Consider the following 14,438-nt stretch of genomic DNA (forward strand, 5'->3'; position numbering starts at 1 on the left):
GCGAGCCTTGCAGGGGTAGATCTTGTCGCGCATTTTTCGTTAACAGGCCGCACTGACTGGTGGAATTATTTCTTATTATCAAATGATCGCATGCTCATGCGAGTGTCATGATCGACAACGCGCAACAAATTTGCTCGTTCAAAGAATCGTCCCAATAAGACCCGTAATTTCACTGGCGTAATCGTCGCCCATTTGTTCGAGTTCGTGAGGCCGCTGCCTGGAATCATCGCTCCGACCCGCCGCGAGAGCCAAACGCCAGCAGACTTCAGCCATTGATCGAATAAACTCATCGAAACAAAGACGAAAACGTCTTTCTCTCTGCGTAAATGCAATAAGAAACTCAGCGTAAGCGCATTCAAAAAGGTTTGGGAGAAACAGGCGCTCGGAAATGCGAAATGAGAGGCGGGGAAGATCGGGCCAAGACGGGAGCGAGGCTTTGCGACGTTGATCCGGAGCCGCGTTATAACCACGCGTTACCCTGAGGTGAGCTTGCTTGTTGCGGTGTGCCCCCTTACCAGCACGGGTCGCCGCCCGCCGAAGGGCTACGATCGGCACCGGACCCGTCGGATTTCGGCGAGGCCCATGGACCGATGTGCCCGCCGGCGCGGCAGGCTTTCGTCGCCCGCAAGGTTGTCCGTATGACGCCCGTCTCCTCGCAGCTCGAGCCGAAGCTTCTCCTCAAGAGCCTCCGCGCCTTCAGGAGGGGGGACTTCTCGACCCGCCTTCCCCTCGACCTGACGGGGATCGACGGCGAGATCGCCGAGGCGTTCAACGACATCGTCGAGCTGAACCAGGGGCTCGCGCGCGAGCTCGACCGCGTGGCGCGCACCGTCGGCAAGGACGGGAGGATCGGCGAGCGCGGCAAGCTGCCGGCGGCGACGGGCGGCTGGGTCGAATGCGTCGATTCGGTCAACGCGATGATCGGCGACCTCGTCCAGCCGACCACGGAGGTCGCCCGGGTGATCGGCGCGGTGGCCAAGGGCGATCTCGGCCAGACCATGCAGCTCGAGATCGAGGGCCGCCCGCTCCGGGGCGAGTTCCTGCGGATCGGCAAGGTCGTCAACACGATGGTGGACCAGCTGAACTCCTTCGCGTCGGAGGTGACGCGCGTGGCCCGCGAGGTCGGCTCGGAGGGCAAGCTCGGCGGCCAGGCGCAGGTGAAGGGCGTCGGCGGGACCTGGAAAGACCTGACCGACAACGTGAACCTGATGGCGGCGAACCTGACCGGGCAGGTGCGCAACATCGCCGACGTCACCACGGCGGTGGCGCGCGGCGATCTCTCGAAGAAGATCACGGTCGACGTCAAGGGCGAGATCCTGGAGCTGAAGAACACCATCAACACCATGGTGGACCAGCTCAACTCCTTCGCCTCGGAGGTGACCCGCGTCGCCAAGGAGGTCGGCACGGAAGGCAAGCTCGGCGGCCAGGCGCAGGTGAAGGGCGTCGGCGGCGTCTGGGCGGATCTCACCGACAACGTGAACATGATGGCCGAGAACCTGACCGGCCAGGTGCGCAACATCGCCGAGGTCACGACCGCGGTCGCCCGCGGCGACCTGTCGAAGAAGATCACCGTCGACGTCAAGGGCGAGATCCTGGCGCTCAAGCTGACCATCAACACGATGGTGGACCAGCTCAACTCCTTCGCCTCGGAAGTCACGCGCGTGGCCCGCGAGGTCGGCACGGAGGGCAAGCTCGGCGGTCAGGCGCAGGTCGAGGGCGTCGGCGGGACCTGGAAGGACCTGACCGACAACGTCAACATGATGGCGGCGAACCTGACCGGCCAGGTGCGCAACATCGCCGACGTCACCACGGCGGTGGCGAACGGCGACCTCTCGAAGAAGATCACCGTCGACGTCAAGGGCGAGATCCTGGAGCTGAAGAACACCATCAACACCATGGTGGACCAGCTCAACTCCTTCGCCTCGGAGGTGACCCGCGTCGCCAAGGAGGTCGGCTCGGAGGGCAAGCTCGGCGGCCAAGCCCGGGTCGAGGGCGTCGCCGGCACCTGGGCCGACCTCACCAACAACGTGAACCTGATGGCCGAGAACCTGACCGGCCAGGTGCGCAACATCGCCGACGTGACCACGGCGGTCGCCAACGGCGATTTGTCGAAGAAGATCACCGTCGACGTGCGCGGCGAGATCCTGGAGCTGAAATCCACCATCAACACCATGGTGGACCAGCTCAACTCCTTCGCCTCGGAGGTGACGCGCGTCGCCCGCGAGGTCGGCACGGAAGGCAAGCTCGGCGGCCAGGCCGAGGTGAAGGGCGTCGGCGGCGTCTGGAAGGGCCTCACCGACAACGTGAACATGATGGCGGCGAACCTGACGGGTCAGGTGCGCAACATCGCCGAGGTCACGACTGCGGTGGCCAACGGCGACCTGTCGAAGAAGATCACCGTCGCGGTCGAGGGCGAGATCCTGGAGCTGAAATCCACCATCAACACCATGGTGGACCAGCTCAACTCCTTCGCTTCGGAGGTGACGCGCGTCGCCCGCGAGGTCGGCATCGAAGGCAAGCTCGGCGGCCAGGCCCAGGTGCGCGGGGTCGGCGGAACCTGGAAGGATCTGACCGACAACGTGAACATGATGGCCGCCAACCTCACCGGCCAGGTCCGCAACATCGCCGAGGTCACGACCGCGGTGGCCAACGGCGACCTGTCGAAGAAGATCACCGTCGACGTGCGCGGCGAGATCCTGGAGCTGAAATCCACCATCAACACCATGGTGGACCAGCTCAACTCCTTCGCCTCGGAGGTGACGCGCGTCGCCCGCGAGGTCGGCACGGAAGGCAAGCTCGGCGGCCAGGCCCAGGTCAAGGGCGTCGGCGGCACCTGGAAGGACCTCACCGACAACGTGAACATGATGGCCGCCAACCTGACGGGTCAGGTGCGCGGCATCGCCAGCGTCGTGACGGCGGTGGCGCAGGGCGACCTCAAGCGCAAGCTCTCAGTCGACGCCAAGGGCGAGATCGCGGCGCTCGCCAACACCGTCAACGAGATGATCGAGACGCTCGCGACCTTCGCCGATCAGGTCACGAACGTCGCCCGCGAGGTGGGCGTCGAAGGCAAGCTCGGCGGCCAGGCGCGGGTGCCGGGCGCCGCCGGCCTGTGGCGCGACCTCACCGACAACGTCAACCAGCTGGCGGCGAACCTGACCACCCAGGTGCGCGCCATCGCGGAGGTGGCGACCGCGGTGACGAAGGGCGACCTCGCGCGCTCGATCGCCGTCGAGGCCTCGGGCGAGGTCGCGGCGCTCAAGGACACGATCAATGAGATGATCCGCAACCTGCGGGACACGACGTTGAAGAACGCCGAGCAGGACTGGCTCAAGACCAACCTCGCCAAGTTCACCCGCATGCTGCAGGGCGAGCGCGACCTCGCCACCGTCTCGAACCTGATCCTGTCCGAGATCGCGCCGCTGGTGAACGCCCAGCGCGGCGTGTTCTACATGGTCGAGGAGGACGCCGGCGAGCCGATCCTCGACCTCGTGGCGAGCTACGCCTTCACCGAGCGCAAGAACCTCTCCAACCGCTACCGCCTGCGCCAGGGCCTCGTCGGGCAATGCGCCTACGAGAAGAAGCGCATCCTGCTCACCAACGTACCGGGCGACTACGTCACCATCGGCTCGGCGCTCGGCGAGGCGACGCCGCTCAACATCATCGTGCTGCCGGTCTTGTTCGAGCAGGAGGTGCGCGCGGTGATCGAGCTCGCCTCGTTCAACCGGTTCAGCGAGACGCACCAGTCCTTCCTCGACCAGCTCACCGAGTCGATCGGGATCGTGCTGAACACGATCGCGGCGAACATGCGCACCGAAGGCCTCCTCAAGCAGTCGCAGCTGCTCACGGGCGAGCTGCAGAGCCGCCAGGAGGAGCTGAAGAAGACCAACGACCGCCTGGAGCTCCAGGCCGCCTCGCTCCAGCAATCCGAGGACCTGCTCAAGAGTCAGCGCGAGCGCCTGCAGCAGACCAACGAGGAGCTTGAGGAGAAGGCGCGGCTGCTCGAGATCCAGAAGCGCGAGGTCGAGGGCAAGAACCGCGAGGTCTCGGTCGCCAAGACGGCGCTCGAGGAGAAGGCCGAGCAGCTGAGCCTGACCTCGCGCTACAAGTCGCAGTTCCTGGCCAACATGAGCCACGAGCTGCGCACACCGCTCAACAGCCTCCTGATCCTCTCCAAGCTCCTGTCGGAGAACCGCGACGGCAACCTGACCGACAAGCAGCGCGAATTCGCCAAGACCATCAACGCGGCCGGCACCGACCTCCTGTCGCTCATCAACGACATCCTCGACCTGTCGAAGATCGAATCCGGCACGGTGTCGCTCGAGATCGGCGATATCGCGCTGCAGGAACTCGTCGAGAACCTCGACCGGACCTTCCGCCAGGTCGCCGAGGAGCGCCACCTCGCCTTCGCGATCGAGGTCGCGCCGGGCCTGCCGCGCTCCGTCCGCACCGATTCGAAGCGGCTGCAGCAGGTGCTGCGCAACCTCCTCTCGAATGCCTTCAAGTTCACCGAGAAGGGCAGCGTCTCCCTGAGGATCGGCTCGGCGGAGGGCACGCCGCTGCGCGCCGGGAGCCGCTGGATGGCGATGTCGGTCATCGATACCGGAATCGGCATCGCCGAGGACAAGCAGCGCATCATCTTCGAGGCGTTCCAGCAGGCCGACGGGACCACGAGCCGCAAGTACGGCGGCACGGGCCTCGGCCTCGCGATCAGCCGCGAGATCGCGCGCCTGCTCGGCGGCGAGATCGTGGTGGAGAGCCGCGTCGGCGCCGGCAGCACCTTCACGCTGTTCCTGCCCTGCGAGCCGCCGGTCCAGGCGGCGACGGGCCGCGCGCCGGACGGAGCGGAGGCGAACGGGACCTCGGGGCCGATGGGACGCCAGCCCAACGCCGCGATGGCGCTCTCGTCCTCGGCCGACGACCGCCACGCGATCCATGCGGGCGATCACATCGTGCTCATCGTCGAGGACGACGCGATGTTCGCCTCGGTGCTGCTGGAGCTCGCCCGCGAGCGCGGGTTCAAGGGCCTGATCGCGCAGGACGGCGCCGGCGCGCTGAGCCTCGCCCACCGCTTCAAGCCGCACGCCATCACCCTCGATATCGGCCTGCCCGACATGGACGGCTGGGCGCTGCTCGACCTGCTCAAGAACGATCCCCGCACCCGGCACATCCCGATCCACGTGATCTCCGTCAACGACGAGAAGAAGCGCGGGCTGCGCGCCGGCGCCTTCGGCTTCCTGGAGAAGCCGGTCGACCGGGAGGGCCTGATGCGGGCGCTGGAGCGGTCGAAGGACTTCATCACCCGGCCGGTGCGCAACCTCCTGCTCGTCGAGGACGACGAGAACCAGCGCGCGAGCATCGCGGCGCTGCTGGGCGAGGAGGACGTCAAGATTTTCGCGGTCGGCACCGCAGCCGCCGCCCTGGAGGCGGTGACGGGCGGGCGCTTCGACTGCGCGATCGTCGATCTCGGCCTGCCCGATCTCGGCGGGGCCGAGCTGATCGAGCAGATCCGCGCCTCCCAGGACGGGGAGGAGCTGCCGATCATCGTCTATACCGGCCGGGAGCTGACGGCGGCCGAGGAGCAGCAGCTCCGGCACACCGCCTCGACCATCATCCTCAAGGACACCCGCTCGTCCGAGCGGCTCCTCGACGAGACCGCCCTGTTCCTGCACCGGGCGATCGGCAATGTGCGGCCGGAGGACCAGATCATCGTCGAGGGCCAGGACACCGCGACCCTGCAGGGCTGCCAGATCATCCTGGTCGACGACGATCTGCGCAACATCTTCTCGCTGACGAGTGCGCTCGAGCAGCACGGGCTCGCGGTGCTGTTCGCCGAGAACGGGCAGGCCGGCATCGACCTCCTCACCGCCAACCCGACGGTCGACGCGATGCTGATCGACATCATGATGCCGGGGATGGACGGCTACGAGACGATCCGGGCGATCCGGGCGATGCCCGCCTTCCGCCGCCTGCCGCTCATCGCCGTCACCGCGAAGGCGATGAAGGGCGATCGCGAGAAGTGCATCGAGGCCGGCGCCTCCGACTACGTCTCGAAGCCGGTCGACGTCGACCAGCTCCTCGCCGCGCTCCGGGTCCAGCTGGAGCGGCGCGGCACGGTGCAGAACGGCGCGGCCGTGATCAGGGAGGGCGCGCGGGCACCGGCGCAGGAGACGCTGTGACGGCGCGGTCCGACATCCTGGTCCCGACGGGTGACGAGGCCGGGGCTTGCCCGGCGACCGCGTCGCCCGACGCGCTCCCGATCCGCGCCAAGATCCTGATCGTCGACGACGACCGGCGCAACCTGCTCGCCGCGTCCGAGATCCTCGCCGATCCGGCGGTCGACCTGGTCCTGGCGGATTCGCCCGAGGAGGCCCTGCGCCGGACCCTGCGGGAGGAATTCGCCCTGATCCTGCTCGACGTGCAGATGCCGCGCATGGACGGCTACGAGGTCGCCGCCCTGATCCGCAGCCGCCCACGCACCTCCCGCGTCCCGATTCTGTTCCTCACCGCCCACAACAAGGACGACATGCACATCTTCCGCGGCTACTCCGCCGGCGCGGTCGATTACGTGTTCAAGCCGATCCAGCCCCTGGTGCTGAAATCGAAGGTCGACGTCTTCGTCGACCTCTTCCGCAAGACCGAGGAGATCACGCGCAAGGCGGCGGCCGAGAAGCAGCTGCTGCTCGAGAACCTGCGCGTGCGCGGCGAGAAGCTGGAGGCAGAGCAGGCCCTGCGCCGGCGCGAGGAGCATCAGGCCGCCGTCCTGCGGGGCTTGCCGATCGCGCTCTACACCTCGCCCGTCGGGGGCGAGGACCGGCGGCTCCACTTCACCAACGACAGCATCGAGCGCATCACCGGCTTCTCGCGCAGCACCTTCGCGACCTCCGGTCTCTGGGAGTCGCGCCTCGACCCCGAGGACAGCGAGCGCGTGCTGCGGGAGCTGAGCAGCGTGGCGGAGGCCGGCGCGGTCGCTCTCGAATATCGCTGGCGCAACGCCGACGGCGCGGAGCGGCACATCCTCGACCAGGTCGTGGTCAAGAGCGGCGAGGACGGGGCTCCGGCCGAGCTGTTCGGGATGTGGTTCGACGTGACCGAGCGCAAGGAGCTGGAGCTCAGCCTGCAGCACGCCTCGAAGCTGGAGGCGGTCGGCCGCCTGACCGGGGGCATCGCCCACGATTTCAACAACATGCTGAGCATCGTGATCGGCAACCTCGACCTCGCGAAAAACTCGCTCAAGGGCAACGAGACGGCGCTTCGCCGGGTCGAGAACGCCATCGAGGGCGCGCATCGCTGCGCCGAACTGACCGGCCGCCTGCTCGCCTTCTCCCGGCGCTCGCCGCTGCAGCCCCGGGCCCTGGATTTCGCCGTCTTCATGCCGGGCCTGGTCAAGCTCCTGGCGCGCACGCTCGGCGAGCGGATCGCGATCTCGGCCGAATTCGAGGGCGAACTGCCCGAGATCTGCGTCGACCACGCCCAGTTCGAGGCGGCCCTCATTAACCTCGCGGTCAATGCGCGGGACGCGATGCCGGAGGGCGGCACGCTCTGCATCCGGGTCCAGGGTCGCGACGCCCCGGCCCGGGACGGGGCCGAGGGCACGCGCTGCGTCGACGTCATCGTCACCGATACCGGCACCGGAATGCCGCCGGCGGTCCTCGCGCGGGTGTTCGAGCCGTTCTTCACCACGAAGGAGGCCGGCAAGGGCACCGGCCTCGGGCTGAGCATGGTGTACGGCTTCGTGCAGCAGAGCGGCGGGACCATCACGGTCGACAGCAATCCGGGCCAGGGCACGCGCTTCGTCGTCACGCTGCCCGCCCTCGACCGGACGAGCGTCGTCCCGGAGGCCGCCGAGCGACCCGCCTCCGCCGAGGCGGCAGACGCCGTGAACGGGGCCGGCAAGGTCGTCCTCGTCGTCGAGGACGACGCCGACGTCCGTTCCACCATCACGGCGACCCTCGAGGCGCTCGCCTTCACGGTGCTGAGCGCACAGGACGGCCACGAGGCCCTGCGCATCCTGGAGCGCGAGCGCAACATCGCTCTCGTCTTCAGCGACGTGAACATGCCGGGCACGATGACCGGCATCGATCTCGGACGCGTCATCCGCCGGCAATGGCCGCAGATGCCGATCCTGCTGACCTCGGGCTATCTTCAGGAGAACCAGGATGCGAGCGAATTCGACCTGCTGTTCAAGCCCTACCGGACGGACGAGCTGATCGACGTCCTGAGAACGTCGCTGGACAGCGTCCGGGCGGCGTGACGCCGCTCGGACGCCGCCTCGGTCGCGGATTGCGGGCGGCCCGGCCGCGCCGTCGCGCCCCGGCTCGCCGCGCCGGACCGGTTTCCTGCGACGCCGATGCCCAAGAAGAACGGCATGGCGCAATCCTGCTTGGGCTCTTGTTTTTGCATCATGTTCGCCGCCGGACCGGTGACCGCTTCGGCACCGGTCGTTCGCGACCGGCGGAATGATGCCTGGATCCGCCCCTACCCCTCCACCACCAGCTCCACCCGGTCCGCCGCGAACAGGCTGCGGGTCGCCTGGATCGGCACGCCGGCCGCGTCGACGTTGACGCTGGTGATCACGATCAGGACGCGACCCGGTGCGAGGTCGAGGCGGGCGCCCTCGTCGGCGGAGGCGGGGCGGGCGCCGATGCGGGTCGACAGACGGGTGTAGTCGGCGACGCCGTACTCGGCATAGGCGCCGGTGAGGGAGCCGAGCGCCGCATAGGCCTGGTCCAGCCCGGCAAAGCGCGGCAGCGGCAGGCAGGTGCGGGCGGTCGAGAGCGGCGTGCCGTCGGCGCGGTGGACGGTCTGGAGCTCGAGCATCGGGTCCCCGGGCGCGATCCCCAGGGCCTCCGCGGTGGCCGGATCGGCCGGCACGGTCTCGGTGCCGATGAGGTCGCCCCAGGCCTCGCGGCCGGCCCGGCTGACGATCTCCGAGAAGCGGGTGCGCCGGCCGATCGGATAGGCGAGCCGCGGCGTCTCCACGAAGGTGCCGCGCCCCTGCGTCGCCCGCACCAGCCCGCGCTCGGCGAGCGCCGCCAGCGCCCGGCGCACGGTGTGGCGATTGACCCCGTACCTTGCCGCGAGCGCCGCCTCCGTCGGCAGCTGGCTGCCGGCCGCGAGGCGCCCGGCCTCGATGTCGGCGGAAAGCCCGTCCGCGATCTGCCGCCAGGCCGCCAGGCCCTCGCCCCGTGCCAGGATCGTCACCGCACCGTCCGTCACCGTGCCGTCGCCCCACGCGCCCATACCGTCATCCAAACTTCATTTGCCCGAGGATGGCTGGTTGTCTATACCATTAGACAACCGAGATGCCAGCGGATCCCGCGATGCCCGATCCTAGACCAGACGCAAGCGGCCCCGACGCGCCCGACCTCGCCGCCCGCCGCGCCGTGATGGGGCTCTGCGGCGAGGCCCGCCCCGAGGAGCTGCGCCGGGCGCTGACGCAGGTCGGTGCCGGCGAGGAGCCCGAGGACCTGCGCCCGCCGGAGACCGGCCTGGTGATGACCCGCGGCCGCATCGGCGGCGACGGACGACCGTTCAATCTCGGCGAGGCGACGGTGACCCGGGCCGCGGTGCGCCTGAGCGGCGGCGAGACAGGCTTCGCCTACCATCTCGGCCGCGACCGGGCGAAGGCGCGGCTCGCCGCGACCCTCGACGCGCTCTGGCAGCGGCCGGCGCTCCGTCGCGAGATCGAGGCGGCGCTCCTCCCCGTCGCCGCCCGCCGCGCCGCAGAGCGCGAGGCCGAGGTGCGCCGGATCGCGGCGACGCGGGTGAACTTCTTCACCATGGCCCGGGGAGAGGATTGATGCTGGCGCGCGGCTTCCACGATCCCGTCCACGAGGCCCAGGGCGTCTTCCGCGCGGTGATGGACGCGCTGGCGCGCCCGGGCACGATCCAGGCCCTCGCCACCGACCTCGCGCCCCCGGCGCCGCTGACGCCCGAGCTCGCCGCCATTGCTCTGGCGCTGGCGGATTCCGACGCGCCGCTCTGGCTCGATGCTGCGCTCGGCGAGAACACGGCCGTGCCGGACTTCCTGCGCTTCCACACCGGCGCGCGCATCGCCGCGGTCCCGTCCGAGGCCGCCTTCGCGCTGATCGCCGATCCCGCCGCCTGCCCGGATTTCGGCGCCTTCGCGCAGGGCATGCCGGCCTATCCGGACCGCTCCGCGACCCTGGTTCTCGCCGTCTCCGGCCTCGCGGACGACGAGGGCTGGCATCTCGACGGCCCCGGCATCAAGGGCAGCGCCCGCCTGACCGCGGCGCCCCTGCCGGCCGACTTCCTCGGCCGCCTCGGGCGCAACCACGCGGCCTTCCCGCAGGGGATCGACCTGATCCTCGCCGCACCCGGCCGCCTCGCCGCGCTGCCGCGCTCCACCCGCGTCACGACCGGAGGCTGACCATGTACGTGGCCGTGAAGGGCGGCGAGGCCGCCATCGCCAACGCGCACCGGCTGCTCGCCGAGACCCGCCGGGGCGACACGACCGTGCCCGAGCTCTCGGTGGCGCAGATCCGCGAGCAGATGGCCCTCCTCGTCGACCGGGTGATGACCGAGGGCTCGCTGCACGATCCCGACCTCGCGGCGCTCGCGCTCAAGCAGGCGCGCGGCGACCTGATCGAGGCGGTCTTCCTGGTGCGGGCCTACCGCACCACCCTGCCCCGGTTCGGCGCCTCCGAGCCGGTCGAGACCGGCGCCATGTCCTTACGCCGGCGCATCTCCGCCACCTACAAGGACCTGCCCGGCGGCCAGGTGCTCGGCCCCACCTTCGACTACACCCACCGCCTGATCGACTTCGCGCTCGCCGCCGAGGGCGAGGCGCCGGCCGCCGAAGAGGCCGAGCCCCTGGCGGATGCCGCCCACGCCCCGCGGGTGACCGACCTGCTCGGCCAGGACGGCCTGATCGAGCCATCCGCCCCCGACGACGGCACGCCGCCCGGCGATCTCACCCGCGAACCGCTCGACTTCCCGGCGGACCGGGCCTTGCGGCTCCAGGCGCTGGCGCGGGGCGACGAGGGTTTCGTCCTGGCGCTCGGCTACTCGACGCAGCGCGGTTACGGCCGCACCCACCCCTTCGTGGGCGAGATCCGGGTCGGCACGGTGGCGGTCGAGTTCGTGCCGGAGGAGCTGGGCTTTGCCGTCCCCCTCGGCGAGGTGGCGCTCACCGAGTGCCAGATGGTCAACCAGTTCCATGGCAGCGCCGAGGTGCCGCCCCAGTTCACCCGCGGCTACGGCCTCGCCTTCGGCCAGAGCGAGCGCAAGGCGATGGCGATGGCCCTCGTCGATCGCGCCCTGCGGGCCGAAGAGCTGGGCGAGCCGGTCGGCGCCCCGGCCCAGGACCAGGAATTCGTGCTGGCGCATTGCGACGCGCTCCAGGCCACCGGTTTCGTCGAGCACCTGAAGCTGCCGCACTACGTCGACTTCCAGGCCGAGCTGGAGCTGGTGCGGCGGCTGCGCGCCGAGCACGCCGCCCGGCGCAGCAGGGTCGAGGCAGACACGTCCGAGACCGAGAGGAAGGAGGCCGCCGAATGAGCGCCGCCGTCGCCGCGCCGGGGACCGGCTACAACTTCGCCTATCTCGACGAGGGCACCAAGCGGATGATCCGCCGGGCGATCCTCAAGGCGATCGCGATCCCCGGCTACCAGGTGCCCTTCGCCTCCCGCGAGATGCCGATGCCCTATGGCTGGGGCACCGGCGGCGTCCAGGTCACCGCCGCGATCCTCGGGGCGAACGACGTGCTCAAGGTCATCGACCAGGGCTCGGACGACACCACCAACGCGGTCTCGATCCGCGCCTTCTTCGCCCGCACCGCCAACGTCGCGGTGACCACCCGCACCCGGGAGGCCACCGTGATCCAGACCCGCCACCGCATCCCGGAGGCGCCGCTCCACGAGGGCCAGGTCCTGGTCTACCAGGTGCCGATCCCCGAGCCCCTGCGCTTCCTCGAGCCGCGCGAGACCGAGACGCGCCAGCTCCACGCGCTCGCCGAGTACGGGCTGATGCACGTCAAGCTCTACGAGGACATCGCCCGCCACGGCCACATCGCCACCACCTACGCCTATCCGGTCGAGGTCGCGGGCCGCTACGTCATGGACCCGTCGCCGACGCCGAAATTCGACAACCCGAAGATGGACGACTGCCCGGCTTTGCAGCTCTTCGGCGCGGGGCGCGAGAAGCGGATCTACGCCGTGCCGCCCTACACCCGCGTGCGCAGCCTCGACTTCGAGGACCACCCGTTCCGGGTCCAGCGTTTCGACCGCCCCTGCGCGCTGTGCGGCGCCGAGGGCGTCTACCTCGACGAGGTGCTGCTCGACGATGCCGGCGGGCGGATGTTCGTCTGCTCGGACACCGACCATTGCGAGGAGCGCCGGGCCGACGGGCATGTCGGGACGGAGGCGGCGCGTGTCTGACCTGACCGTCCGCCGGGCGCGAAAACCCGACCTCCCGGCCGTGCTCGGCCTCTACGCCGACCTGAACCACGGCCGGGTCGCGACCCTGGATCAGGCCGAGGCGCTGCTCGCACGCCTCGACGCCTATCCCGATTACGGGCTCTACGTGGCGGAGGCCGAGGGCCGGATCGTCGGCACCTTCTGCCTCGTGATCCTCGACAACATCGCCCATTGGGGCACGCCGTCGGCGCTGGTCGAGAGCGTGGTGGTGACGCAGACCCAGCGCGGCACCGGCCTCGGCCGGCGGATGATGCGGGAGGCCGCGCGGCTCGCGGGCGAGAAGGGCTGCTACAAGCTCGCCCTGTCCTCGAACGTCGACGCCAAGCCCGCCCACCGCTTCTACGAGAGCCTCGGCTTCGAGCGTTACGGCTACAGCTTCCGGCTCGATCCCCCCTTCACGACCGACGCGGAGGAGACCGCATGAGCGACGCCCTGCTGCAGGCCCGCGGCCTGACCAAGCATTACGGCGCCCGCACAGCTTGCGCCGACGTGTCCTTCGACCTCGATCCCGGCGAGGTGCTGGCGATCGTCGGCGAGTCGGGCTCCGGCAAGTCGACGCTCCTGTCTCTGATCGCCACCGAACTGGCGCCCGATGCCGGCAGCGTCTCCTACCGCATGCGCGACGGCGTGATGCGCGACCTCGCAGCCCTCTCGGAAGCCGAGCGCCGGGCGCTGATGCGCACCGACTGGGGCTTCGTGCGCCAGGATGCGCGGCAGGGCCTGCGCATGGCGGTCTCGGCCGGCGGCAATGTCGGCGAGCGGCTGATGGGCGCGGGCGCGCGCCACTACGGCACCATCCGCGGCACGGCGCTCGACTGGCTCGCCAAGGTCGAGATCGCCGCCGACCGGGTCGACGACCCGCCGACGCGGTTCTCCGGCGGCATGCGCCAGCGGCTCCAGATCGCCCGCAACCTCGTCACCGGCCCGCGCCTCGTGCTGATGGACGAGCCGACCTCCGGCCTGGACGTCTCGGTCCAGGCGCGCCTCCTCGACCTGATCCGCGGCCTCGTCGCGGAACTGGGCCTCGCCGTCATCATCGTCACCCACGACCTCGCGGTCGCCCGGCTCCTGTCGCACCGGGTGATGGTGATGCGCGCCGGCCGGGTGATCGAGACCGGCCTCACCGACCAGGTGCTCGACGATCCCCACGAGCCCTACACCCAGCTCCTCGTCTCCTCGGTGCTCGCCGCATGATGCCCGATCGAACCACCCCCGCGCAGCGTTCTCCGGCCCTTGAGTTCCGCGACGTGGCCAAGACCTTCACCCTGCACCTGCGCGGCGGCGTGCAGCTGCCGGTGATGGCGGGGGCCGATCTCGCCGTGTATCCCGGCGAATGCGTGGTGCTCGGCGGTCCGTCGGGCGCCGGCAAGTCCTCGCTCCTCAAGATGGCCTACGGCAATTACCGCTGCGACGACGGGAAGATCCTGGTGCGCGACGGCGAGCGGACCGTCGACGTGGCCGCCGCCTCGCCGCGGGAGGTGCTGTCCCTGCGCCGCCGCACGATCTCCTACGTGTCGCAGTTCCTGCGGGTGATCCCCCGGGTCGGCGCCCGCGAGGTGGTGGCCTCCGCCGGCCGCGAAGCAGGCCTCCCGGCCGACGCGGCGATGGCCCGGGCCGAGGAGCTACTGTCCCGCCTCAATCTCCCCGAGCGCCTGTGGGACCTGCCGCCCGCGACCTTCTCGGGCGGCGAGCAGCAGCGGGTCAACATCGCCCGCGGGCTGATCGCCGAGCGGCCGATCCTGCTCCTCGACGAGCCGACCGCCTCCCTCGACGCGCAGAACCGCGCCGTGGTGGTGGAGCTGATCCGCGCCCGCCAGGCCGCCGGGGCCGCCCTGCTCGGCATCTTCCACGACACCGACGTGCGCGAGGCGGTGGCGACCCGGGTGGTCGACGTCACGGCGTTCCGCCAATCCTCCCTCGCTGTTGCGAGGGAGGTCACGTCAACACACTGAGCGGAATTGCTGCAGCAATTCCGCCAGCGCGCGGCATAACAAGGGGACC

At 69.8% G+C, this 14,438-nt stretch carries 10 protein-coding genes; 9 read left to right on the top strand and 1 reads right to left on the bottom strand.

Features of this window, described 5'->3' with window-relative positions; genetic code table 11:
* The first annotated feature begins 638 nt into the window (after positions 1-638).
* The gene (locus EU555_RS24830; RefSeq protein ID WP_135417899.1) at positions 639-6,176 is read left to right on the top strand and encodes a HAMP domain-containing protein; all 5,538 of its coding nucleotides are present in this window, start codon (positions 639-641) and stop codon (positions 6,174-6,176) included.
* A complete protein-coding gene (locus tag EU555_RS24835; protein WP_245524469.1) occupies positions 6,173-8,251 on the top strand; it encodes a response regulator in 2,079 nt (692 codons plus the stop codon). Before EU555_RS24830 ends, EU555_RS24835 begins: the two co-directional genes overlap by 4 nt.
* A gap of 224 nt (positions 8,252-8,475) precedes the next feature.
* Here EU555_RS24835 and phnF read toward each other — a convergent pair whose 3' ends face one another.
* Positions 8,476-9,240 (bottom strand): phosphonate metabolism transcriptional regulator PhnF, encoded by a 765-nt coding sequence (phnF, locus tag EU555_RS24840; protein WP_135417900.1) that lies wholly within the window; start codon positions 9,238-9,240, stop codon positions 8,476-8,478.
* Positions 9,241-9,386: 146 nt separating this feature from the next.
* On the opposite strand from phnF, the gene phnG reads away from it, so the two are divergent.
* From phnG to phnL, 7 genes are read left to right on the top strand one after another with little or no spacing between them, the layout of a single operon-like run.
* The gene (phnG, locus tag EU555_RS24845; RefSeq protein ID WP_245524477.1) at positions 9,387-9,800 is read left to right on the top strand and encodes a phosphonate C-P lyase system protein PhnG; all 414 of its coding nucleotides are present in this window, start codon (positions 9,387-9,389) and stop codon (positions 9,798-9,800) included.
* Positions 9,800-10,390, top strand: coding sequence for a phosphonate C-P lyase system protein PhnH (gene phnH, locus EU555_RS24850; protein WP_135417902.1), 591 nt, complete (start codon positions 9,800-9,802; stop codon positions 10,388-10,390). Before phnG ends, phnH begins: the two co-directional genes overlap by 1 nt.
* A 2-nt stretch (positions 10,391-10,392) precedes the next feature.
* Entirely contained in the window at positions 10,393-11,520 is a 1,128-nt protein-coding gene (locus tag EU555_RS24855; RefSeq protein ID WP_135417903.1) for a carbon-phosphorus lyase complex subunit, read from the top strand.
* Positions 11,517-12,398 carry an alpha-D-ribose 1-methylphosphonate 5-phosphate C-P-lyase PhnJ gene (locus EU555_RS24860; RefSeq protein WP_135417904.1) on the top strand — a complete coding sequence of 294 codons (882 nt, stop codon included), beginning with the start codon at positions 11,517-11,519 and terminating at the stop codon, positions 12,396-12,398. Before EU555_RS24855 ends, EU555_RS24860 begins: the two co-directional genes overlap by 4 nt.
* Positions 12,391-12,861 (top strand): GNAT family N-acetyltransferase, encoded by a 471-nt coding sequence (locus tag EU555_RS24865; RefSeq protein WP_135417905.1) that lies wholly within the window; start codon positions 12,391-12,393, stop codon positions 12,859-12,861. Before EU555_RS24860 ends, EU555_RS24865 begins: the two co-directional genes overlap by 8 nt.
* On the top strand, positions 12,858-13,631 hold the full coding sequence (phnK, locus tag EU555_RS24870; protein ID WP_135417906.1) for a phosphonate C-P lyase system protein PhnK: 774 nt from the start codon (positions 12,858-12,860) through the stop codon (positions 13,629-13,631). The genes EU555_RS24865 and phnK overlap by 4 nt, the downstream gene beginning before the upstream one ends.
* Positions 13,628-14,389 carry a phosphonate C-P lyase system protein PhnL gene (gene phnL / locus EU555_RS24875; RefSeq protein ID WP_245524470.1) on the top strand — a complete coding sequence of 254 codons (762 nt, stop codon included), beginning with the start codon at positions 13,628-13,630 and terminating at the stop codon, positions 14,387-14,389. Before phnK ends, phnL begins: the two co-directional genes overlap by 4 nt.
* Positions 14,390-14,438: the final 49 nt, after the last annotated feature.

The organism is Methylobacterium nonmethylotrophicum, from assembly GCF_004745635.1.
Classification (GTDB): Bacteria; Pseudomonadota; Alphaproteobacteria; order Rhizobiales; family Beijerinckiaceae; genus Methylobacterium; species Methylobacterium nonmethylotrophicum.